The 22,152-nt window shown below is 60.6% G+C and carries 16 protein-coding genes; 11 read left to right on the top strand and 5 right to left on the bottom strand.

Translation table 11 applies throughout. The annotated features are described in order from the left end of the window. Window positions 1–12 precede the first annotated feature (12 nt). The 3 genes from NLM32_RS12105 (at window position 13) to NLM32_RS12095 (ending at window position 3,841) form a co-directional block, all read left to right on the top strand. Window positions 13–1,425 (top strand): hypothetical protein, encoded by a 1,413-nt coding sequence (locus NLM32_RS12105; protein ID WP_254129201.1) that lies wholly within the window; start codon window positions 13–15, stop codon window positions 1,423–1,425. A 182-nt stretch (window positions 1,426–1,607) separates the two neighbouring features. Then, a complete protein-coding gene (locus NLM32_RS12100; RefSeq protein WP_254129200.1) occupies window positions 1,608–3,050 on the top strand; it encodes an oligosaccharide flippase family protein in 1,443 nt (480 codons plus the stop codon). Between the two features lie 44 nt (window positions 3,051–3,094). Continuing rightward, window positions 3,095–3,841 carry a hypothetical protein gene (locus tag NLM32_RS12095; RefSeq protein ID WP_254129199.1) on the top strand — a complete coding sequence of 249 codons (747 nt, stop codon included), beginning with the start codon at window positions 3,095–3,097 and terminating at the stop codon, window positions 3,839–3,841. Between the two features lie 35 nt (window positions 3,842–3,876). Here NLM32_RS12095 and NLM32_RS12090 read toward each other — a convergent pair whose 3' ends face one another. Further along, a complete protein-coding gene (locus NLM32_RS12090) occupies window positions 3,877–4,977 on the bottom strand; it encodes a hypothetical protein (protein WP_375143555.1) in 1,101 nt (366 codons plus the stop codon). A gap of 245 nt (window positions 4,978–5,222) precedes the next feature. On the opposite strand from NLM32_RS12090, the gene NLM32_RS12085 reads away from it, so the two are divergent. From NLM32_RS12085 to NLM32_RS12070, 4 genes are all read left to right on the top strand, one after another. Then, window positions 5,223–6,335 carry a glycosyltransferase gene (locus NLM32_RS12085; RefSeq protein ID WP_254129197.1) on the top strand — a complete coding sequence of 371 codons (1,113 nt, stop codon included), beginning with the start codon at window positions 5,223–5,225 and terminating at the stop codon, window positions 6,333–6,335. A 269-nt stretch (window positions 6,336–6,604) separates the two neighbouring features. Beyond that, window positions 6,605–11,215, top strand: a complete 4,611-nt coding sequence (locus NLM32_RS12080) for an RHS repeat protein (protein ID WP_254129196.1) — start codon at window positions 6,605–6,607, stop codon at window positions 11,213–11,215. Window positions 11,216–11,404: 189 nt separating this feature from the next. Further along, entirely contained in the window at window positions 11,405–12,505 is a 1,101-nt protein-coding gene (locus NLM32_RS12075; RefSeq protein WP_254129195.1) for an acyltransferase, read from the top strand. A gap of 126 nt (window positions 12,506–12,631) precedes the next feature. Beyond that, window positions 12,632–13,978 carry an acyltransferase gene (locus NLM32_RS12070; protein ID WP_254129194.1) on the top strand — a complete coding sequence of 449 codons (1,347 nt, stop codon included), beginning with the start codon at window positions 12,632–12,634 and terminating at the stop codon, window positions 13,976–13,978. 5 nt (window positions 13,979–13,983) lie between these two features. Here the strand turns inward: NLM32_RS12070 and NLM32_RS12065 are convergent, their stop codons facing one another. From NLM32_RS12065 to NLM32_RS12050, 4 genes are read right to left on the bottom strand one after another with little or no spacing between them, the layout of a single operon-like run. Then, window positions 13,984–15,078: an acyltransferase gene (locus NLM32_RS12065; RefSeq protein ID WP_254129193.1), complete on the bottom strand. Its 1,095-nt coding sequence runs from the start codon at window positions 15,076–15,078 to the stop codon at window positions 13,984–13,986. Beyond that, window positions 15,075–16,178 carry an acyltransferase gene (locus NLM32_RS12060; protein WP_254129192.1) on the bottom strand — a complete coding sequence of 368 codons (1,104 nt, stop codon included), beginning with the start codon at window positions 16,176–16,178 and terminating at the stop codon, window positions 15,075–15,077. The genes NLM32_RS12065 and NLM32_RS12060 overlap by 4 nt, the downstream gene beginning before the upstream one ends. Before the next feature lie 10 nt (window positions 16,179–16,188). Further along, window positions 16,189–17,559 (bottom strand): hypothetical protein, encoded by a 1,371-nt coding sequence (locus NLM32_RS12055; RefSeq protein ID WP_254129191.1) that lies wholly within the window; start codon window positions 17,557–17,559, stop codon window positions 16,189–16,191. Window positions 17,560–17,567: 8 nt separating this feature from the next. Next, the gene (locus tag NLM32_RS12050) at window positions 17,568–18,788 is read right to left on the bottom strand and encodes an acyltransferase (protein WP_254129190.1); all 1,221 of its coding nucleotides are present in this window, start codon (window positions 18,786–18,788) and stop codon (window positions 17,568–17,570) included. 375 nt (window positions 18,789–19,163) lie between these two features. Between NLM32_RS12050 and NLM32_RS12045 the strand changes: the two genes are divergently transcribed. From NLM32_RS12045 to NLM32_RS12030, 4 genes are all read left to right on the top strand, one after another. Further along, a complete protein-coding gene (locus NLM32_RS12045; RefSeq protein WP_254129189.1) occupies window positions 19,164–20,084 on the top strand; it encodes a hypothetical protein in 921 nt (306 codons plus the stop codon). A gap of 27 nt (window positions 20,085–20,111) precedes the next feature. Continuing rightward, on the top strand, window positions 20,112–20,519 hold the full coding sequence (locus NLM32_RS12040; RefSeq protein WP_254129188.1) for an O-antigen ligase: 408 nt from the start codon (window positions 20,112–20,114) through the stop codon (window positions 20,517–20,519). 63 nt (window positions 20,520–20,582) lie between these two features. Next, a complete protein-coding gene (locus NLM32_RS12035; protein WP_254129187.1) occupies window positions 20,583–21,218 on the top strand; it encodes a hypothetical protein in 636 nt (211 codons plus the stop codon). 159 nt (window positions 21,219–21,377) lie between these two features. After that, window positions 21,378–22,016 carry a transglutaminase-like cysteine peptidase gene (locus tag NLM32_RS12030; RefSeq protein WP_254129186.1) on the top strand — a complete coding sequence of 213 codons (639 nt, stop codon included), beginning with the start codon at window positions 21,378–21,380 and terminating at the stop codon, window positions 22,014–22,016. Window positions 22,017–22,152 lie beyond the last annotated feature (136 nt).

The raw sequence follows: 22,152 nt of genomic DNA, 5'->3' as shown, positions 1-22,152 counted from the left end.
CCTGAACCTCCCATGACCCGTCTGTTCGCGCTTGTCGGCGTCGTCTACCAGAGTGCGGCGGCGATCATCCTCATCTTTGTGCTCGGCCGCATCCTCTCGCCGCTCGCTTACGCCAATTTCTCCCTCACGCTCGCCTCCAGTCAGCTGCTCAGCGTGCTGATGTTCGAATGGCTGCAACTGGCCGGCGTGCGCTTTCTGGCCGCCGCCATGCCGGACGACGCGGCGCGACTGAGAACGTCCCTGTTCGGCGCCGCGCTCGCCAGCGCACTCGCGCTTCTGGTGATCGGGGGCCTCGCCGTGTCGATCGCGCCCCCGATCGCCACGAGCGTAGGTCTGGTCGGCCTTGCACTGGCCGTAGCGCAGGGCGCGACCGATCTCCACTTCATGGTTGTCCGCGTCTCGCACCGGCTTGGCGCAGCCGCGTTTCTGCTCATTCTGCGAGCCACGCTGATGGTGGGCGGCGCGACGGCCGCAGCGTGGCTGTACGGCACGGCGCAGGCGGCGCTGCTCGGCATGCTGGGCGCGCAAATCGCCAGCCTGATCGCCGGGCAGTTGCTGCATCCTCACAAACTTCAGAAGGTAACGCGCCCGACCCTGCTGGAGGATTGGAGCGGCTTCGCCGGCTACGGGATGCTTGCCGCCGGCGCCTCGGTGCTCCACCTTTCGGTCCCGGTCTCGATCCGCTTCGTCGTCGTTTCAGCGCTGGGCGCAAGCGCTCCCGCGGTCACCGCGGGCTTCTCGATGGCGATCGATCTGCTGCAGCGGCCGTTTGCAGTGCTGGTCGCGGCCATCCACACCGTCAACTATCCCGAAGTCGTCCATCAATATGAGCGCGGCAGTGCCGACGACTCCCGCGCGGCCGTCGCCCATCTGCTCGATTTCATCATATGCGCCACGTTGGTGATGCTCGGCGGCCTGATCGGCTTTCTGCCGGACGCGGGACAATTATTCGTTCCGGCGCCCATTCTGGCGAGCTTTCTCCAGACCTCGGTGGCCGCGGCCGGCTTCTATTTCATGCACTGCCATCTGCAATCCACGCTCGCGATTACGCCCCATCTGACGAAGTCCGCCACGCGTCTCGTCGTCGTCGCCCTCTGCCAATTGCTGCTCGTCCTCGCAATAGCCGCGCCGACGCAGGCGATCACGGGAGCGCCGACCTATGTCCTGGTCGGTGCGATCATCGCAACCGGGATCGTCATCGTGCTCGCGGCTGGACCCATGATGCGGTTCGGCGCAACCCCGCGATGGGGGCTCGTCGCAGCATCCGTCGCGGGCGCCACGCTCATCGGCGCATTTTCGGCGGTGCCCTCGGCGTCCGCGCTTGGGCTGGTTGCGAAGATTGTGGCCGCAACCGCCATCGTCGCGCTCCTCGCGTGGAAAGGGCGCTTCCTCGAGCCCGCCGGCGCATCCCGATCGGATGTGTAACGACAGCGTGACGCCGCGATGCTCGCCAGAATGAAAAATGGCCTGCCCAACAACTTGGCAATGCCTGCTGCCCGATTGCTTGTCTTGCCAGTTGTGCATGTGCGAGATAAACGCGCGGGTGCAGGGCTGGGCCGCATGGAACCTGAGTGGGCGTCATCCCGTGGCGCCCGGAGATCGACGTAATGCTGAAAAACCTGCTGTCGATGTCCGGCATGAACGTTCTCAAATCCGGCCTGCAGTTCGCGATGACCGTCATGATGACGTATTTCGCGGCACCGGCCGAATTCGGTCTCGTCACCTTTTCACTGCCGTTCGTCGGATTCATCGCGCTGTTGACCGATCTGGGCATGTCGAGCGCCATGGTGCAGCGGCAAACGCTCGATCGCGACGACGCGGGCGCCGCGATCACGCTGATCTGCGCCATCGGCCTGCTCTGCGCCGTGATCCTGGCGATCATCTCCGCGCCTCTCGCCGCAGGTCTCGAGATGGAGGGGTTGGGAAGCGTGCTCGCCACGCTGTCGATTTCGGTGGTGCTCTCCATTGCCGCCCTCGGCCCGCGCGCCGTGCTGGAACGGCACCTGCGCTACCAGGTCGTGGCCAGCGTCGAGATCGTCGCCGTCATCGTTTCGGTGCTCACATGCGTTCTCGGCGCTTTCCTGGGGTGGGGCGTCTGGGCGCTGGTTGCCTATTACGTGGTGGTCCAGATCGTTCGCGCCGCGGCCTTCGCCATCATCGCGCGCAAGGATGTGCAGCTCAACTTTCAATGGGGCCGCGTGCGTTCGATCCTGACCTTCGGCGGTTGGGTGCTGGCGAGCAATCTGCTCAACTTTGCCGGTCGCGCGGTTGGCAACGTCCTGATCGGCGGCGCGGTGGGCGCGGCCGCCGTCGGTCTGTACGGTCTGGCTTACCAGATCATGATCCTGCCGCTGATGGTGATCACCTGGCCCGGCAGCGGCGTGCTCATGGCGACGCTCAGCCGTCAAGCCGCCAAAGGATCGCTGCAGGAGCGCAACGAGATCATTTGCGGCGTGCTATCGCTGACGGCGGCCGTAGTCTTTCCCGGCATGCTCTATCTCACGTTCGGCGCCGACTATCTTTTCACCGCGTTCTTTCCGGCCAAATGGACCGGCATCATTCCGCTGGTCGGGCTGATGTCGATAGCCGGCGCCGCGCAGTCGATCACCGCCTATAGCGGCGCCATGCTGCTGTCGCGGGGCAAGGCTCAGCTGCAATTCTGGGTTTCGACCGCGAACAGCATCTCGACCATCGTGGCGTTCGTCATCGGCCTGAGATTCGGGCTGATCGGGATCATCAAGATCTATCTTGCGGTGACGCTCATCGTGTCCGTCGCCACGATGCTGATCACCTCCTGGGAGACCAGGCTGCCGGTATTCGATCTGGTCAAGGCGCTTGCGCCCGCAACCGTCGCCACGCTGCTCGGCCTCGTTGCCGCAAATCGCGTCATGGAGATGGCCGCCACGCCGAAGTCAGCCTGGCTGCTCGGCACGACCGCATACGTCCTGACGATCGCGATCAGCTACCTGCTGTTTCATCGGCAACTGGCACGGAGCCTGCTCGGCCTGCGGGATCTCGAACTGAACAAGGAGCGCGTCGCTGCGACCTAGCCATCCCGCCGCGAGAGATTGATGAGATGACATCGAAAGGACCCATGAATATCCTGATCATGACGGCGACCATCACGCCGAAAGCCGACGTGCGAAGCCTCGGCCGGAAGGATCCCGCCCTCCGCCGCAAGGACTATGAAGACGCGCTCTGGTTCTACGGCCGGCTGGTCGGCCAGTGCATCGACCAGATCGTCTTCGTCGAGAACTCGGAATCCGACTTGTCCAGTCTCGAGGCCATCGCCAAGCAGTTGAACATCGTCGACAAGATCGAGTTCATTTCCTTTCCCGGGCTCGACTATCCCCAGATGTACGGCCGCGGCTACGGCGAGCTGTTCCTGCTCGACTACGCGATGGCGAACTCGCGCTTCATCAGGGAATGCGACGCCGACACGCCGATCTGGAAGATGACCGGCCGCTATATCGTCCTGAATCTGGCCAAGCTGATCCAGAAAACCCCGAAGGGGTTCGCCTTCTACGTCAACATGCGGAACTACCCCAAAAGGGTGGTCGACATGTACATGATGGCGTGGACCAAGGCCGGCTATCGCCAATACCTGCAGGGCAAGTGCAAGCTCTACGAGGAGACCTCCGCCGCCGCGTTCCCCGAAAAGGCGCTGCGCGATGATTTCGAGGCCGCGCCGAAGACGTCAAAATTCCTTCCACGGTTCCGGACGGTGCCGCTCGTGAGCGGCATCCGCGGCCTCGACAACAAGGGATATGCAACCGACAACATCTGGAAGTTCTATATCCGGGTCGCCCTGGACACCGTCTGTCCATGGCTCTGGATCTAGACCCGATGTGCCCCTAGACGCGGCATGTGCCGCGTCTACATTCCGCGCTTGTTGAGTTCTTCAGCCTCGTGCGGCGCGAGCTCCTTTCCCGCAAAACGTGACACCATGTAGAGCGGGATCTTCGGCGTCTTGAGGTCATACATCAGGCCGAAGCGGTTTTCCGGCGGGGCCTTCTTCGGCTCGTCGAACAGCTCGTAGATCAGCACGCTCTCGACGTCGGCATCGACCTGATTGGCGATGAAGCTCAACGTGGCGTGCAGGCTCTTGAAGCACGTTTCGGTGAGAGGCTTGCCGGCTTCGTTCTCGTAGGCCGGCTTGTAGATCTCCGCGCAATTGACCTCGTTGAAGACCACCGGCTTGCCATAGGTCGCGAGCTTCTTGAACAGATTGTAGGGCTGCCTGCTGCCGCCCCACGCGCGGTTCGGATTCTGATTCAGGACTTCATAATAGTGATAGGAGATGACATCGAATCCAACGCCCTTCGACGCCATGAAGTCGAGGAAGCCGAACATCGTCGACGTGGTGTTGAGCACCCGTCGCAAATGCGTCCCGTGCTCGCGATTGATCTTGTCGATCGCATCCGACATGCCCTTGAGGACCGCGACCCAGTCGTTCATGACCGGCATGTCGAATTCCTCGGCGGTCCAGCCGTGGCCGTAGAGCTTCTTGCCGCTGGAATCCAGCGCCAGAAGGTTGATCTCGTTACCCATCTCCCAATCGTTGATCTGGTCCTTGAAATTGATCACGAAGGTGTAAGTTCTCGAATAGGCCTGCTGATACAGCGCATTCCAGTCGCCGGCCGGATACTTGCCTCCGTCGGTGCGATCGCCCCAGGCAAACGGAGTAGCCAGGATCGGCTTGAGGGTGATGCCATAGGTCTTGGCCAGCGCCAGCATGTCCCGGTACATCTGGACCTCGTAGGGATCGGTATCCCGCGCGAGATTTGCAGCGACGCGGTATTGCGTGAGCCCGCGGGCTCGCATGACCTCAAAGACCGCCTTCAGATCGACGCGCCGTGCGTCGGGACCATCGACCCCCCAGGTGAGCGGACCCGCGCTGGCTTTCTCGATGGATGCCACCAGACCAAGCGTCAGCAGCACCACGGCCAGAAACATTCTCTTCACTGCCACGAACATCGCGCCTCCATGCGCCCGAGAAACTGCATGCATCCGATTCCGATCCACCATCACCTGCATCTGCGCGACCGACCTTCACAATATGATCACAATAGGGTCTCACCGGCAAAGCGCGGCCGCTGTCGGAGCAAACATACGTTTGCACGCTTTTGTGGCGAAAATTGCCGGAGGAATTGCCGTTCCAATTCGACTGAGTATCTATAATGTCGCCCGAATGGAACGACTTAACGCCAAGCGAGAGTAAATTGTCGAACGCTCCCCTCGAATCGAAGCCACCGATCGTCCTCAATCGCTCGACCGAAGCGGGGCGCTCGGTCGCATGTGTCATCGTGACATACGGACGACGCGAGCAGCTGGTGCGGCGGACCGTTGCCGCCGTTCAGGCCAGCCCCGCGGTCAAACGCGTGATCGTGGTCGACAATGGATGCAACCGGCCGGTGATGGTTGACGATTTCGCAACCATGCCTCCCGTCGACGTTGTCAGGCTCGATTCAAATCTGGGATCGGCCGGCGGCTTTCACGCCGGCATCACCGCGGCCCAGCGGCTCGAGGACGACGATTTGGGGTTCGTCCTCATTCTGGACGACGATAATGTCGGCGAGGACGGCTTCCTGGATCGCTTGCTCGCGCTGCATACGGCGCTCGGCGCGACGGACGATATCGGGCTGTGCGCATTGCGCAGGCATCGGGGCATCTATCCGACCCTGCTCGCCGATCAGAACGCCGTGGCCATCCGCGCCAACTCGTTCCTGAACTTTCATCTCGCCTCGCTTCCGTCGAAACTATGGCGGCGGTTTGCGCGGTCCGCGCGGCGGAATCCGGACAATTACGGGGAGTTTCACCTGCGCCGGATCGAGACCGCGCCCTATGGCGGGCTCCTGCTGCCGATCGGCGCAGTCCGGAAGGTTTCACCTCCGAACAAGGAGTTCGTTCTCTATAGTGACGACCACGACTACTCGCTGCGCCTGATGGACGCAGGCATCGCCATCTATCTGACGGATGTCGGTTGCATCAACGACGCGGAAGAATCCTGGGACAAGAAGCCGAGCGCCAGCGCGCGCAGCGCGCTCGTCAGCCCCGACGCACCGGCGTGGCGGCTCTATTATGCCTGCAGGAACCGGATCTTGATTGAGAAACGGTATACAACCTCTACGTTTATCTATCGAATCAATCGAACGAGCTACGTTGGCCTGCTCGCGATCGAGGCAATCCTGGCTTACCGCAGCCTCAATGGTGCCAGAAAGGCGCTTCGTCCGCTGCTCGAAGCCATCGCCGACGGCGACGCACAGCGACTTGGGTGGCGAACCGAGTATCAATTGCCGGGCGCATCACCATCGAGCACTGCGTCTGCGCATTAGTGCGCGACGAATCATTTTCGATTGCGCAAACGATTCACGCGGCTGTCATGGAACATTCCGTAGAACGACGGGCCAATTGTGAATCGTAATTAGGCAATCGCGTCCAGTTCCTGCGAGGAACAAGCAGTGTCGCGCAATGTGCTGAAAATACTTGCAGTTCGTTCCGCGAAAAGCCGCGGATACCTACATCTTTAGCCTTCTTTCTAACGTCACTGACAAACTCTGCCGCTACGCATGGAGCAACACAGCGGGCATCACCAGAGTAAGTCATGGCGACCATCACCAGCAGCGATCAAACTGTTCTCTCGGCAAGCGCGTTCACAAGTTCAATCGGCGTCAACACGCACGTGTCATATGCGTGGGGCAGCTACAACAATCTGGCTCTCGTCGAAGCCGATCTCAAATATCTCGGCGTCACCACGCTTCGTGACGGTTTGACGAACATCCCGGCGGCGCAGCCGGTGCTCGACGGCCTGGCGAACGACGGATACAAGTTCGACCTCGGCGTCTCGTCGTCGATCCCCGCAACGGGTTCCGCGGGCCTGCAGCAATACATCGCCGCGCTCGATGCGTTCGAGGCGGCACACCCGGGCAGCATCATCGCGCTCGAAGGCCTGAACGAGGTCAACCTCCAGGCGTTCAGCTACAACGGCAGTTCGACGATCGAAGCGGCCGCGCAATTCCAGCAGGCGCTCTACACCGCGATCAAGGCCGATGCGAACCTTTCCAAGCTTCCGGTCTACAATCTGACCCTCGCCTACGACGATCCCAACGATTTCGCCAAGCTCGGAAATCTCGGCGCGTCCTCGGACTACGCCAACACCCACGCCTATGTCAGCACCGGCACCACACCGGGCGCCGCGCTGGCGTCTGCGCTGAACCTCGCAACCTCGGTGTCTCCCGGCGATCCTACGGTGATCACCGAAACCGGCTACACCACGCTGAGCACCACGCCGTATCTCGGCGTGAACGAGTCGGTGCAAGCCAAGTCGATCCTCAACACCTTGATGGACGCCTTCAAGGACGGTGTCGGCACGACTTATCTCTACGAGCTGCTCGACCGCAATTCGTCGAGCAGCGATACCAATGCGCAGAGCCATTTCGGACTGTTCTACGACGACGGCACGCCCAAGCTGGCGGCCACCGCCGTCCACAATCTGACGACGATTCTCAACGATGACGGAACCGGCAGCGGCCAGCCGACGAGCCCGCTGAGCTACACGCTGAGCAACATGCCGGACTCCGGCAACAGCATGGTGCTCGGCAAGAGCAACGGCGCCTACGATCTGGTCGTCTGGGCCGAGCCCAAGGTTTGGGATCCGAAGACCAACACCGAGATCAGCAATCCGAGCCAGACCGTCACGGTAGAGCTCGACGGCGTGCATCAGTCCATCAAGGTCTATGACCCGACCAGTGGAACCGACCCGATCGAGACCTTCACCAATGTCAGCTCGTTCACGATTCCCGTGAGCGATCACCCCATCATCATCGAGATCGACGGCGTGGCCCGCGCCCCCTCGAATCCGGCCCAGGCCACCGACGTGACCGGCACGGCCGCCACGATCGTCGCGGAGCTCGCCGATCTCTCTGCATCCCCCACCCTGCATTCGATCACGCTGACCGACACCCACGTGCTCGCCGTCGCGTCGGTGTCGACGATGAATTACATCATCTCGCACTACGGCAACGCGCTCGCGGCGATCCAGGGCGGCTACTCCTTCTCCGTCACAACCTCGACGTCGAGCTGGAGCGAGACGAAGTTCTTCAATTCATCCGGCACACAGACGGGAACGCAGACGTCGAACTTCAGTAACGGCGTCATCACCAGCAAATCGCTCGTCAACGTCGACGGGAGCAGCGACACGCTTCTTTACGCGGCTGGCGTGAAGACGCAGGAAACCATCGTCAGCACGGGCGGTGCGAAGCAGATCATCAACTACAATTCGGACGGCAGTATCTCGAGCGAGACTGTCTACGGCTCGGACAAATCCACGACCACGACGGTTTACGCCAACGGTTTGAAGTCCAAGGTCTATGTGACCAATGCCGACGGCACACATACCAACACGTTCTACGGCATCACCGGGCAGGCATACGTCACTCAGATCCAGACCACTAAGGCTGATGGAACGATGACTTCCATCACCCAACTGCACGCCGACGGCACGACGCAGTACACCAAGGTGCTCAACGCCGACGGCAGCACCACCACGGGCCTGTACAATACCGCCGGCCAGAAGACGTCGGAAGTGCGCAACTATACCGACGGATCGAGCCTGACCACGAACTACAACACATCTGGCGTCGTAACCCAGACCATCGCCAAGGCCGCCGACGGCGGCGCGACCACGACCAATTACAGTGCGAGCGTTCTGACCTCGATCTACATCACCGGCGCTGACGGCACCAAGGAAACCAAGCTTTTTACAGCCGGCGTGATCGCCAGCGACCTCATCCAGAAGACCGACGGATCGTCGTCGATGACGGTGTATGCCAACGGCGTCAAATCCAAGGTGTACGTCACCAACGCCGACGGCACCCACACCAACACTTTCTACAATATCACCGGCCAAGCCTACACGACGCAGATCCAGACGACCAAGGCCGATGGAACGGTGGTCACCATCACCCAACTGCACGCCGACGGCACGACGCAGTACACCAAGATCACCAATGCGGACGGCGGCACGACCACCGGCTTCTACAATACGGCCGGGCAGAAAATCACAACCGTCCAGAATTATAAGGACGGGTCCAGCCTGACCACGACCTACAACACATCAGGGGTCGCGACGCAGACGGTCTCCAAGGCGGTCAACGGCGACGCCACGACAACGAATCTCAGCGCGGGCGTTCCGACGTCGGTCTACATCATCAACGCCGACGGCAGCAAGGAAACCAAGCTGTACGCAGCCGGCGTGATCACCAGCGATCTCGTCCAGAAGACCGACGGATCGTCGTCGATGACGGTCTATGTCAGCGGCGTGAAATCGAAGGTGTATGTCACCAACGCCGACGGCACCCACACCAACACCTTCTACAACATCACCGGCCAGCCCTATACGACCCAGATCCAGACCACCAAGGCCGACGGAACGATCACGGCCTTCACCAATCTGCATGCCGACGGCACGACCCAGTACACCAAGATCACCAATTTGGATGGCAGCACCACCACCGGCCTCTACAACACCGCCGGCCAGAAGATCACGGAGGTGCGCAACTACACCGACGGATCTAGCCTCACGACGACCTACAACACGTCGGGGGTCGCGACGCAGACCGTGGCCAAGGCCACCAACGGCACCGTCACGACCACCAATCTCAGCGCAGGTGTACAGACCTCGATCTACATCACCAACGCTGACGGCAGCAAAGAAACCAAGCTGTTCACAGCCGGCGTGATCGCCAGCGATCTCGTCCAGAAGACCGACGGGTCGTCGACCATGACGGTGTTCACCAGCGGCGTGAAATCGAAGGTGTACGTTACCAACGCCGACGGCACCCACACCAACACTTTCTACAACATTACCGGCCAGGCCTATACGACCGAGATCCAGACGACCAAGGCCGACGGCACCGTCACGGCGATCACCGACCTCCACGCGGATGGCAGCTTGCAGTACAGCAAGGTTGTCAACGCCGACGGCAGCACCACCACCGACCAGTACGACAGCACCGGGCACAAGACGACCGAGGTCGTCAACTACGCCGATGGATCGACACTGACCTCCATCTACAATACGGCAGGTGTGGTCACGCAGACGGTCGCGAAGGCCGGCGGGAACACCACGACGACCAACTACAGCGGCGACGTGAAAGCATCTGTCTACATCGTCAACGCAGATGGCTCGAAGGAGTCTGATCTCTATACGTCTGGTCACCTGACCAGCACGCTGGTCCAAAAGACCGACGGATCGTCGTTGACCACGGTCTACACCAATGACGTCAAGACAGCGACGTATGAAACGCATGCCGATGGCACTCACACCAACACCGCCTACAACGTCACCGGCAAGGCCTACACGACCGAAATCCAGCAGACCAAGGCGGACGGCACCATCACCTCGATCACCGATCTGCACGCCGACGGCACCCTACAATACAGCAAGGTCGTCAACTCGGACGGCAGCATCACGACGGATCTGTACGACTCGACCGGTCACAAGACGACCGAAGTGCAGAACTACACCGACGGTTCGACCCTGTCGTCGACCTACGATACGACCGGCAGCGTGACCCAAACGGTGGCAAAGGCCAACGGCAACACCACGACGACCAACTTCAGCAGCGGCGTCAAGACGTCGGTCTACATCACCAATGCCGACGGCTCGAAGGACACCCAAACCTATTCGAGCGGCAAGATCGCCAGCGACTACGTCCAGAACACCGACGGCTCGAATGCGACGACCGTTTACACGGACGGCGTCAAGGCGAAGATGTACGTCAACAATGCCGACGGCTCGCACGACAATTTCTACTTCAACGCAACCAACACGGAGCACGACTCCTACAACACGGCCGGCAACCTGGCTTATGTCGACATCCTGAACTCGGACGGCACGCACAATTCGTCGGCCAAGGTCGCCGGCATCACGCTGACCGGCGGCACCGGAAACGACACCTTCGCGGTGGCCGGCGCCGGATCGACCACGATCTCGTTCAGCGGTGGCAGCGACACGGTGAACGGCTTCCACGCCGGATCGGCCACGGGCCACGACACGGTCGCCATCGCCAAGCTGATGGCCACCGACTACAGCCAGCTCCAGCTCAGCCAGTCCGGTGCCGACACCCTGATCCACGTCACGGCGAACGACACCATCCTGCTGAAGAACGTCGTTGCCGCGAACGTGACCAGCAGCGACTTCATGTTCGTCTGATCGAGCCGGGATTGCGTGCGGCGAACGCCGCCTAGCCGCACGCAACCTGGAATCGACGGCACGCCCGCATTCAGCCGCCTTATCGCTGCGGCATTGCCTCATCCATCATCATCGCGCCAAAAAATCAGGATTTGACCGATCACTGATGCGATCGGTAAAATCGAGCACCAGCGCGGCATTGAGGCGACATTGACGGATATCGAGGGTGCGCGGTCCCCCAAGGGCGGGATCGTACCGGGAATTCAATACCTGCGCGGTTTTGCAGCCATTCTGGTGGTGATCTGGCACGTCAACTGGCTGGTCAGCCTGCCGCCGTCTTACGGTGAGAGCCCGTTTGCGCTTGCCGAAACCGGCCTGTTCGGTGTCGCAATCTTCTTCGTCATCAGCGGCTTTATCATCACGATTGTTTCATTCGGCCCGATCCGCAGCACGCGCGCCGAATTCTTCGGCCGGCGCTTCCTGCGCATCATTCCCTTCATGTGGGTATGCGTGATCGGATACAACCTGCTGTCGATGGCCGGCTCGGCGAAGATCGATCTTCTCCCGGGCCTGCGCGCCATGGCGCTCTGGCCGATCGGAGAGCTGCGGCCCCACGTGGTCTGGACGCTCAGGCACGAGTTCATTTTCTACATCCTGTTTGCAATCACGATGTTGCGGCCCCGCCCTCTTTCCTATGTGCTGGCCGCCTGGTTCCTTGCGCCGCTGGCGTGGTACACGGCGTCTCACTGGCTCGCGTGGCCGGAACTGCTGCAGCCCGAAGGTTCAGGCCTCGCGCTCGCCACCGTGGTCGGTTACGGCAACATCATGATGCCCAACCTTCAGTTCGGCATGGGATTTGCGCTGGGTCTGCTGTGGCTGAAGGGGCATCCCATCGTGCAGCGCCGCTATCCTGCAGCATTCCTGCTCACACTCGCTGCGACGGTCCTGGCAACGGCCCTTGTCGGGGCGACACTGTCGGAAGACAACGGGCTCCGCGCCCTCTGGTGGACGCTGTTCGCGACCGTCGTCGTCTGGCTGGGCATCGTCTCGACCGAGAAGCCGGGACTGCTGCATTCCCTCGGCATGCTGCTCGGCGACGCCTCCTATTCGATCTACCTCACTCACGCGGCGACCGCAGTCGTGCTGATTCAGATTTCCGCGCGGCTCCACAATCCGTTGCCGACCGCGCTGTTCGTCATCGCAGCGGTGGTCGCGTCGATCCTCGCCGGGATCCTGATCCATTGGTATGTCGAGCAACCGCTCATTGCCTATTGCCGCCGGCTCGGACGCCGCCGTTCCATTGTCGCATAGCGGCCATCGGTTGGGCGAACGCCGCAATTCGATGCTATGCCAAGCCGGCCGCACGGCCATGAATTGGCTTCAACTCCGCGGCATCCGCAGGTGCCGCCAAAACAGGCGTATGAAAGGCTGACGAGAATGTCGCAACCGGATCGAGACGCAGAGCTCGCAACCGTTTCGTTGCCGGGCGCCCTCGGCCGTGAGCGCCCTTCCGCTCCGACGCGGCTCTGGCGGCTGCCCGACACCATCCAGTCGGGCCTGGCGCGCCACGAAACAGCGGAAAGCATTCTGGCCAAGAACAAGGGTCTCGGACCCGGCTTCAACATGATGCGGCACCTGCTGTCGCTGGTCATTCTGTCGCATCATTGCCGTGTCGCGGTTGCCGGCCTGTTCGCCGGCGCCGCCTTCGTCAAGAAGCTCGATGAACCGGGAATGGCCGTCTATGTCCTCAAGGACCCCGGCGCCGCCGCCATCGACAAGATGGGCGGACTGACCGCGCTGTCCTTCAGCCACCTCCATGCATCCGAAATCATCCAGGAGCTGCTCCGGCCCGGGCTGATCGCGCTCGTCGGGATGTTCTTTGCGCTCAGCGGCTTCCTGGTCACCGGCAGCGCCATCAAGAATCCGGATCTCAAGACCTTCTTCATCAACCGCGTGCTGCGGATCGTCCCGGCGCTCAGCGTCGAGGTGACGCTGTGCGCGCTCGTGGTCGGACCGCTGCTGACGCAATTGCCGCTGTCGCAATATTTGTCCGAGTACCAGTTCTACCGCTACTTCGGCAACATCGTCGGTCACGTCACTTTCGAGCTGCCGGGCCTGTTCCTGCACAATCCCTGGCCGGAGATGGTCAATGCCAATCTCTGGACCCTGCCCTGGGAGCTCTGGTGCTACGTGTTCGCCTTCGCGCTGCTGCTTGCGCGCATGATCTCGGACGAGCCGCGAAAGATCCGCTGGATCACGTTGCTTGTGGGCGTAGCGCTCCTCATCGAACTGGTCGCCTATTTTATCGATCCCGCGACCTTCAACGTCCGGTCCGATTCGACGAGGCTGGCAGGCTGGTACCTTGTCTTCATGTTCTTCTTCGGCATGCTGTTCCGCCTGCACGCGAAATACGTGCCGATCCACTGGGCGATCTTTGCCGCCTCGGCGCTCTGCTACGCCGCGATCATGTGGCTCAACGTCCTGCTGCCGCTGGCCGGGATCTTCCTGACCTATTGCACGGTCTACATCGGCATGCAGAGTTTCAAGGCATTCGATCGCCTGTTCATCCAGGATCTCTCCTACGGCATCTATCTCTACGGCTTCCCGATCACACAGGCGACGATCGACATCTTCCAGCGCGTGCTGGGGCCTGATCACCGCCTCTCGCTTGCGATCATCCTGCCGATCGTCATCGTGCTGACGCTCGGCTTTGCGGCCTTCTCCTGGAACGTCATTGAAAAACCGGCGCTGCGGCTGCGCCGGTTCTATCAGAGGCCGGCCTGACGCGATCAGGCCGCCGGGCTCTGCGCCATTTTCCGCGCGAGAATGTGCCGGAGCGCCCCATCGATGAATCGACGCAGGCGCACCTCGATGATCTCGTAGCTGAGCGCGCTTGCGATCAAGGCCAGCGCCAGCCCAAAGATCACGAACCCGCTCCATAGCAGCCAGCGATCGACGCCGCGGTCGACCAGCTTCAACCCGACGACCTGCAACGGGAACAGCACGAAGGGATGAACGAGATAGAGGCTGTAACTGATCTTGCCGATGTATTGCAGCGGCGCCGAGCTCAACAGACCCGCCAATCCGGATCCCGGCGCCAGCACCATTCCGAACAGCAGAAAGCCCGGAATCAGCGCGGCAAAAGGATGCAAGACGTCGAGTGCGGCATACATGGCAGCAAAAGAGGCGAGCCCCGCAACGACGCCTACGCCCCCCGCAATCCGAAAGCGCAAGTTACTAGCGCTGAAAAGCATACCGACCACGAAGAACGCAGTAATCGGCCAATAGAGCATGCAGAGGAATCCGAGAAGAATCAGTGGCGCCGCAAGCCACCAACTCTTCAGCCGTACGACGGCACCGAAGCACAATGCGAACAGGATATAGAACGCCCATTCGTAGGTCAGCGTCCAAGCGTTCTGTTGGGCGATAGGAAGCCCGAGCGCGTCCTGGACGAAGAACAGATTGGCGAAGAACACCTGAAGATAGGTCGGCAGATCGATCCCCCGGAAGAACTTGTATCCGACGATCGGGCCAGCCACGAACAACGCAAGGTGCAGCAGCACAAAGACCGGCATGATGCGCAGAACGCGATCATACATGAACTTTCCGATTGATCCGTGCCGCACCAGGCTCGCGGGGATCAGAAAGCCGCTGATCATGAAGAACAGCTCGACGCCATGGCCGCCTGAGTTGAGAACGGCCTGAAGCCACGGCCATATCGGCGGCAGAAAGCCGGGATTGGGGATATCGTAGACGCCCCCCTTGGGCATGTCACAAAAGTGATCGATCAGCACGGTGAGCGCAGCAACTCCACGCAATCCCTGAATCGACGGCACGAATGCGCCGCCGGCCTCAGCATAGGTTTTCTCGCCCTGGCTGTTCATTCGGCCCCGTGTCCCCGCAGCGCCGGCTGAAGCCCGACCGCGGCAAATGCCCGCGAACGAAACCGGTGACCAAAGGTCACCATCGGCTTCTCTACAGCCAGATAGTTCAACCAACTGACCAGGATCGACACCAACGCAACTCCGATCACAAAGAGAGACCATTGAGCAAGGCTTCGGCCCGTGCCGAAAAAATGCATGATCACCACCAGCGCGTAGGGACTCATCAGATAAATCGAATAGCTGATGCGGCCGACGAAGGACATGATGCCCGAGGCCCCGCGCTCTCCGAGAACGGCAAATGCCAGGAACACGAAAGCAGCACCGATATAGGCGGCACCCATGCCGTAAGCGGAGAAGAAATTGTCCTGATAGTCCACGCCATAGCGCCGATAGGCGCAGACGGCCGCATAGAGCACGTAAAGCAGCGTGCAGATCGCGACATAGCGCCATTGCAGGCGGTCGCCGGTCACGGCATCGCGCACCACCTTGCCGAGAAACATCGCCGTCAGATCCAGCATGAGCTCGAGCAAGCCCCAGACGAGATGGTTCTTGACGAAGGGAAAGGCGACAATTGCGCTCAGGGACGCCGCGACGACGATGCAAATCGCGGTCCAGCGTGCCCTGAGCAGCCCGATCGCAAACAGCGCAATGCATCCGACGTAAAAGATCAACTCAACGGCGAGCGTCCAATATCCGATGTTGAGGTTCTGGATGTTCATGAACATCTGCAACATGGTGATGTTGGCGAGGACCTGCGACAGCGGAAACGTCTTCCCCTCCATCGCCGGCGCAATGAGCAGGACAACGACGATCGACACCCAATAGGCCGGGTAGAGCCTGAAAAAGCGGCTGATCGCGAAGTCCCGGATCGGCGCAGAGCTGCTCGGAAAACTGTTCGGAATCACGAAGCCACTGACAAAGAAGAACAGCACGACGCCGAACCGGCCGAAATTGAAGTACTCGCCGACCGCATTCTGGAAGAACCGATAATAGTCGCCGGCCGCCTGGTTCAGCACGATCTGCTCCACCGCATGCTGGAGCAGCACCGACAGAACCGCGATGCCGCGCAAGGTATCTATGAATGCGAGCCGCCTGTGCATCGTCGGCCCCTTAGCCCGATTCACTTAATCTGGGCGTGGCTCCGCCCATGGCCGGCACGCCTTGAGCAGCCGCATTCGATGGCAACGCGAAGCGCCGCTTCAGCTTCCCTCCCTGGAAAACGAAGGAAGCGCGCTTGGAGAACACGCCGCTGAAGATGAACGACATCAACAACAGACCCGACGCCGGCCCGTAGTCGGCCACAGTGACGCTGAAGATATTCAGCACGAATGTGAGGGACAATTTGTAGACGTCGGTCGTCAGCAACGTCGCACGGATGACGAAGAAGATGAAGATGATGAAAGGTACGCCAAACATCAGAAAGGTGACGAGATAGAAATTATCGACCGGCACCCAATAGGACGTCAGGTTTGAAAACTGATTCATCGGATAGTTGAAACAGCCGACACCGCAGCCTGTGATGTAACCGATCGGCATCAACTGCGACATGAAGATAAACGGCTTCTGCCAACTGTTGTTGATCCGGTCGACCAGGCTGAAGAGAAACGCCTTCTGACCGACCGACGTCCCGCCAAAGACCAGGATCAAGAAGACAGGAACGAGGATCGTTGCATAGGACCATGCCGCCAGCATCCTCAGGGTCGGGAAGCGCATTCTTTCGGGCATCATCCGGATGACGAGCAGTGCCATCAGATAGATGGCTAGAACGCCCATGGTCGTCTTACTCGTCGTCAACTTCAAGGCATAGAGAGCAATCCCGCCGCAAAACAAGCACCACCACACGTTCCTTCGTATCGACGTCATCACGAAAGAAACCAGAATGAAGAGGCTCACGATGGTGCTGTCCTCGCAAAAGCCGGAGAGCCGTTGCTCGGAGCCTGCCCACCACAGGCGCCCCGCCTTCCGCTGTACGCCGAAGGCCTCATAGGTATAGTTGAGCCAGGGCGCCTTCCAATAGGCCGACAGGACCACGCCGAAGATCGATGCGTAGAACAGTATCGAGATCAAAAACAGAAGCTTCTTGTAGGTCCCGGTGTCCGCATCACAAAAGCTGAAGCCGATGAAGACCGGCAGGATCATTTTGAACGATGAGGCGAGCGCTGTGACGTTGCCCAAGAAGAGATAACCGATCCCGAGGGACAGAAAGATCCAAACCAGCACGACCAGGGCAATGATGCTGCGATTCTGGATGATACAGCGATGAATGAACAGGAAGAGGCAGATGAGTCCGAAACCATCCGGTATGAACCAGATCGGACTCAGATGGGCAATGTAAAGGTAGTATCGCGCGGCGGCCGAGAAATCGTCGCGCAGGAAATATGTGGCCATCGCGACGGCTTCGAGGCTGAACGCCCCCCACATCAGCACAGGTAAGCGCAACAGCGGCATTGTCCGGCGCAGCGCTAGCGTTGTCGTCGTCATATTCGTCCTTAGCTCGAAAGGCGTGTAGAGGGCTCGGCCGGTGCCGGCGAATACGCCACCGCTCCGCGGAACATGTTCCGAACCAGCCTGGACCCAGGCAATTCAATCCACCGATACGTCAATTGCGAGAGAGCGAGTACGGCGCCGAGCACGATCAGCAGATTGAGCGTGGGCGCCAGTCCTGGATGGATCGCTTCAAGCCTGTCCACCGCCGGCTTGCCGGCAGCGCGAACAAAATACTCGGCAAGCAGCACGACGAAGGCGTGAACCATGTAGATCGAGTATGACCGCTGACCGAGCCATAACAATGGCCTGATCGTGAGCGTAGCAGGAACGACGGCGGCCTTCGGAAACGCCAATAGCGAGCCAAGGAGCACGGCAAAGGTTACGGGCGCGAGATAGCTGGCCCAGGGATAGGCTTCGGTCAGCGACACGTGCGCCACGGCTGCAACCGCGGCCGCAAGCTGAATGCCGCCCTGAAAAGCGGGACTGATGTCACGCGGCAGTGCCTCGACCGCTTTCACGGTGAGCACGCCGAGAAAGAAGCTGGTGAAGCATCGCAGCAGCCCCCAATCAAACTGGACGTCCAGTTGAGGCGTCGCGATCACCAGTGTGAGGATCAACCAGCTGCCGATCGCCAGAGCGACGGCCCCGACATAAAACCAGGCGAGCGAATTGAGCCGCTGCGCGGCCAGCAGCATCAGGCCGAACACGAGATAGGTGTAGAATTCGACGCTGATGCTCCAGCTCGGCGCATTCCAGTTCAGGTACTGAACAAAGCCCAGCGAGTGCAGCAGGAAGACGTTCAGGAAAAACGAATAGCCGTTGTTGACTTCAAAGGCAGCGGGAGCGGTCACGACGACGCCCGCCATCACCAGGCCAAGCCCGATGCGCGCGAGACGGAATAGCAACAACACCAGAAGCATCACGATGTGCAGCGGATAGACGCGTGCGAACCGTCGAACCATGAAGTCGCGCAGGGAGAAGCGCCCGAAATCGGTCTGCAGATAGCTCAACGACATCACGATGCCGCTGAGCACGAAGAACAGGTCGACCAGAAATCCGCCACTGCGGAAGAACGCACAGTCGATCCACGAACGATTCGGAAATGCCGCAAGAAAGGTCGGCATCAGGATCACATGGTGAATCACCACGGTGACCGCGGCAATTCCCCGAATGCTGTCCAGAGTGAGGACATGCGCTTTCTCGCGATGAGCGGGCACCGTCACGGCAATTTCCTAGTACCTTGCAGTGCAGCATTTCTACTGGGCATTCGATTTGAATACAATGTCCCGCCCGCACTCGTCGCATGCATATCGATTGGAGGTGTCGCCCATATCGAAGGCATTGGCACGACGGTTAATTTGCCGCAGGAAATGCACCCGGCAGGTGGCGAATGAATCGGCCGCGTGCCTCGGGATGTGCAGCTTGCCATCTGCAAAACGACAAGCTGATCGGCCACACACCCTTCGCGTTAATGCTGCTCGCTTTGCATGTTCGCGAACTGTGCAATTAACCTATTCATTCGGCACGAATGTGGCAAAAGAGCACCCAGCTTCGGGAACTGGAAGGCGGAGCCGCGCTGCGGCTCTCGGGAGTTGATCTTGTACAAGGTTTCGCGGTTTACGGCGATCGGGGTATTCATGCTGGCCCCGCTGCCGTTCGGCTCCGCCGAGACGGTCTGGATCTGCATCTGGACGGCGCTGCTAGCGTTCAGCCTCGCCACCGCCGACCTGCGCAGCGCGACGATCGATGATTTCTACCTGTTGCTGCCGCTGTTCGCCGTTCTCGTCGTCGTCGCAGCCGTGATCACGGTCCAGTTATGGCCGAACTCCCCCCTTCACGAGGTCGATGCGGCGTGGGCGGTGGCGCGAGGTGTGGTGGGAGCAGATCTGCCCGGCCGCGTCTCGGTCACCGCCAACGGGCCATGGCTCGCATTCGGCTATCCGCTTTTGTTCGTGCTTGCCTTCACGCGCGCCGTCTACATCGCCACCGACGCGGAGAACGCGCGGCAGCTGCTGCGCATCCTCGCCTGGACGGGACTTGCCTATGCTCTCTACGGAATCCTCGCGGGGATCGGCGATCCGACCTCGCTCCTGTTCCGCCGCAAGGAAGCCTATATCGGCTTCGTCACGGGCACATTCGTCAACAGGAACACGGCTGCGACCTTCTTTGCGAGCTGCGCCCTGCTGTTTCTGCTGCCATTGCTGCGCTTCATCTATCGGCAGGATCGGCCAAGTCGACCGCCTTCGCGGCAAATGACCGCACTGATCGCATATTATCTGTCCTCCCCCGTGGCGCTGGGAGGCGGCTTTGTCGTCTGCATGGTTGCGACGGCGATGACAGGCTCGCGCGCGGGGCTTCTGCTGCTGATCCTGACGGTCTTTATGGCCACCGCGCTCTTCTTCGCACCGCTGCGCATCGGCAAGCTTCGCCGCTGGGGCTGGCTCGCAGGAATCGCGGTGGCAGCGCTGTTGCTGTTTCAGCTCGTCGGCGGCGCTGTGGCGGGACGAATCCTGACTTAGGGCCTCGTGGATGAACAGCGGTTCACGATGTATCGAACCGTACTGACCATGATCCAGGAGCATCCGCTGCTCGGGATCGGCTACGGAAACTTCGAAAGCGCATTTCCCGCCTACCGGCCGGATTCACTCGGAAGTCTCGGAGTTTGGGACCGCGCGCACAGCACTCCGCTCGAGCTTGCAGCCGAGCTCGGCCTTCCTGCTGCTTGTTTGATTATAGTCACATGTCTCTGGTATCTTTACCATTTGTTAAATGGAAGCTTGCATCGGCGGCGTGACCGCTACATACCGATCATCGGTGCAAGTGTGGCGACGCTTGGCTTCCTGCATACGAGCATCGATTTCTCGTTGCAGATTCCAGGCTTCGGCGTGTTTTTTGCGGCGATCACAGGCTGCGGGCTGGCACAAAGCAGGCCCTCATCCGAGCAAAAAAAGTAGCGTAATTGCGGTTTTGGCAATATGTTAAGTCAAACTTTTTCGATTGCATGGTTGGGGAGCTGAATGCGTATTTCCGTGGGGCTCGGGGCTGCCTTGCTCGCGATGACGGCAGCGACGTCGACTTTTGCAGCACAGAACGGCTGCGTGCCAAATCCCGCAGTGACGTCTGAGGGGGCAATCCAATTTCTTGGTAACCCTGCCGCTCTGCTCGACCAGTTCAAGGACGGTCAGGGCGGTCTTGCTTCGCAGGTCCGCGATCTCCTGACCAATCGCCCGGAAAGCCTGGAAGGCATGGCCTCGCTGGCCAAGGCGAGTTCGGATGACCAAGGCCGTGCAATTGGCGCGGGAATGGGCACCGCCGCTGCGGTCTGCGTGCTGACGCAGCCCCAGTTCGCCCAACAGATCCAAGAGGTCGCGCTGAAGACCGAAAAGCCCGGGCTGATCCAGTCCTTCACGAGCATCACCGGCGACATTCCGACCGAGGCCATCACCGGCGCGGACGCCAACGGCGACACCACCGCAGGTGGCGGACAAGGGACGACACCAACCCCGAGCTCGGGCGGCGCGATCAGCCCCCCTCCGCCCCCCTCGTTTAGTGCCGGAGCGGGCGCGGCCTCCCAGTCAACGACAACGACGACGACCCTGTTCGCGGCATCGACGGGGACTTCGTCGCTCACGGCCACTAGCCCGTCGCGCTAGCCCGGAACGAATTCAACCCCAGCGGATTGATTAACTAAACCGGCCACGTGCAGACGTGGCCGGGTCATTTGCATTCAATTTTAGAGGTTCGGGGAACCTGCCTCTAAAATCTTTGTGCGACACCTGTTGCGTCAAGAAAGACGGATAACGGGGAATGACATGAAACTGTTGTACGCGCCGTTGCTCGCAGCCCTGATTGCCTGCGCCGGCAACACCGCGAAGGCCGAGTCGGATAGCACGCAACGTCCGGCCGGAGCTTCGTTCATCGAAGAATTCGACAACGCACTCGCGCCGATGAACTTCGTCAAATTCTGCATGAAGAACGATGCGGAATGCGGCACCGATGTCAGCGAGCGCTCGTTGCCGCCTGCCGACACCGCCATGGCGATGCTTCGCCAGGTGAACCTCTCGGTCAACGAATCGATTGCGCCGATGCGCAAGCCGACGGATCCGGTGACCGCAAACTGGACGGTCTCGCCGTCAGCGGGTGACTGTAATGACTACGCAGTCACCAAGCGTCACCAGCTGATCGCGATGGGATGGCCACAGGCCGCCCTGCGCCTTGCGGTTGTGCGCATCGATGGCGGACAGGGTCACCTGGTGCTGGTGGCCCGGCTTTCCGACGGCGACGTGGTGCTGGACAATCTGTCCGCGAGCGTCCGCCCCTGGAATTCGCTCGGCTACGAATGGATCTCGATGCAGTCCGGCGCCAACCCGCGCTTCTGGGTGAACATCGGCGATCATGGACGCAAGCTCCGCGAGAAGCGCTTCGCTTCCCTTTCGGGTTCGTCGCTCTGATTGTTGCGCCTTCGGATCCCACTTCTTAAGCGGATCGTGTATATCAACGCCCGTGGCTCGCGCCGCGGGCGTTGCCGTATACCCTGTTCGCAACAGGTCATCGCGCATTGTGAAATTTGCTATGAATCTCCGGGGT

Source organism: Bradyrhizobium sp. CCGUVB14, from assembly GCF_024199935.1.
Lineage (GTDB): Bacteria > Pseudomonadota > Alphaproteobacteria > Rhizobiales > Xanthobacteraceae > Bradyrhizobium.
The sequence above is the reverse complement of the archived record's forward strand: the minus strand, read 5'-3'. Positions and strand labels throughout refer to the sequence as shown.

What these genes read in the sequence shown, in the direction of transcription:
- NLM32_RS12065 (WP_254129193.1), bottom strand. Translation starts at nt 15,078, where the DNA reads ATGAACAGCCAGGGCGAGAAAACCTATGCTGAGGCCGGCGGCGCATTC.
- NLM32_RS12080 (WP_254129196.1), top strand. Translation starts at nt 6,605, where the DNA reads ATGGCGACCATCACCAGCAGCGATCAAACTGTTCTCTCGGCAAGCGCG.
- NLM32_RS12030 (WP_254129186.1), top strand. Translation starts at nt 21,378, where the DNA reads ATGAAACTGTTGTACGCGCCGTTGCTCGCAGCCCTGATTGCCTGCGCC.
- NLM32_RS12055 (WP_254129191.1), bottom strand. Translation starts at nt 17,559, where the DNA reads ATGACGACGACAACGCTAGCGCTGCGCCGGACAATGCCGCTGTTGCGC.
- NLM32_RS12060 (WP_254129192.1), bottom strand. Translation starts at nt 16,178, where the DNA reads ATGCACAGGCGGCTCGCATTCATAGATACCTTGCGCGGCATCGCGGTT.
- NLM32_RS12090 (WP_375143555.1), bottom strand. Translation starts at nt 4,977, where the DNA reads ATGTTCGTGGCAGTGAAGAGAATGTTTCTGGCCGTGGTGCTGCTGACG.
- NLM32_RS12095 (WP_254129199.1), top strand. Translation starts at nt 3,095, where the DNA reads ATGAATATCCTGATCATGACGGCGACCATCACGCCGAAAGCCGACGTG.
- NLM32_RS12105 (WP_254129201.1), top strand. Translation starts at nt 13, where the DNA reads ATGACCCGTCTGTTCGCGCTTGTCGGCGTCGTCTACCAGAGTGCGGCG.
- NLM32_RS12100 (WP_254129200.1), top strand. Translation starts at nt 1,608, where the DNA reads ATGCTGAAAAACCTGCTGTCGATGTCCGGCATGAACGTTCTCAAATCC.
- NLM32_RS12070 (WP_254129194.1), top strand. Translation starts at nt 12,632, where the DNA reads ATGTCGCAACCGGATCGAGACGCAGAGCTCGCAACCGTTTCGTTGCCG.
- NLM32_RS12035 (WP_254129187.1), top strand. Translation starts at nt 20,583, where the DNA reads ATGCGTATTTCCGTGGGGCTCGGGGCTGCCTTGCTCGCGATGACGGCA.
- NLM32_RS12040 (WP_254129188.1), top strand. Translation starts at nt 20,112, where the DNA reads ATGTATCGAACCGTACTGACCATGATCCAGGAGCATCCGCTGCTCGGG.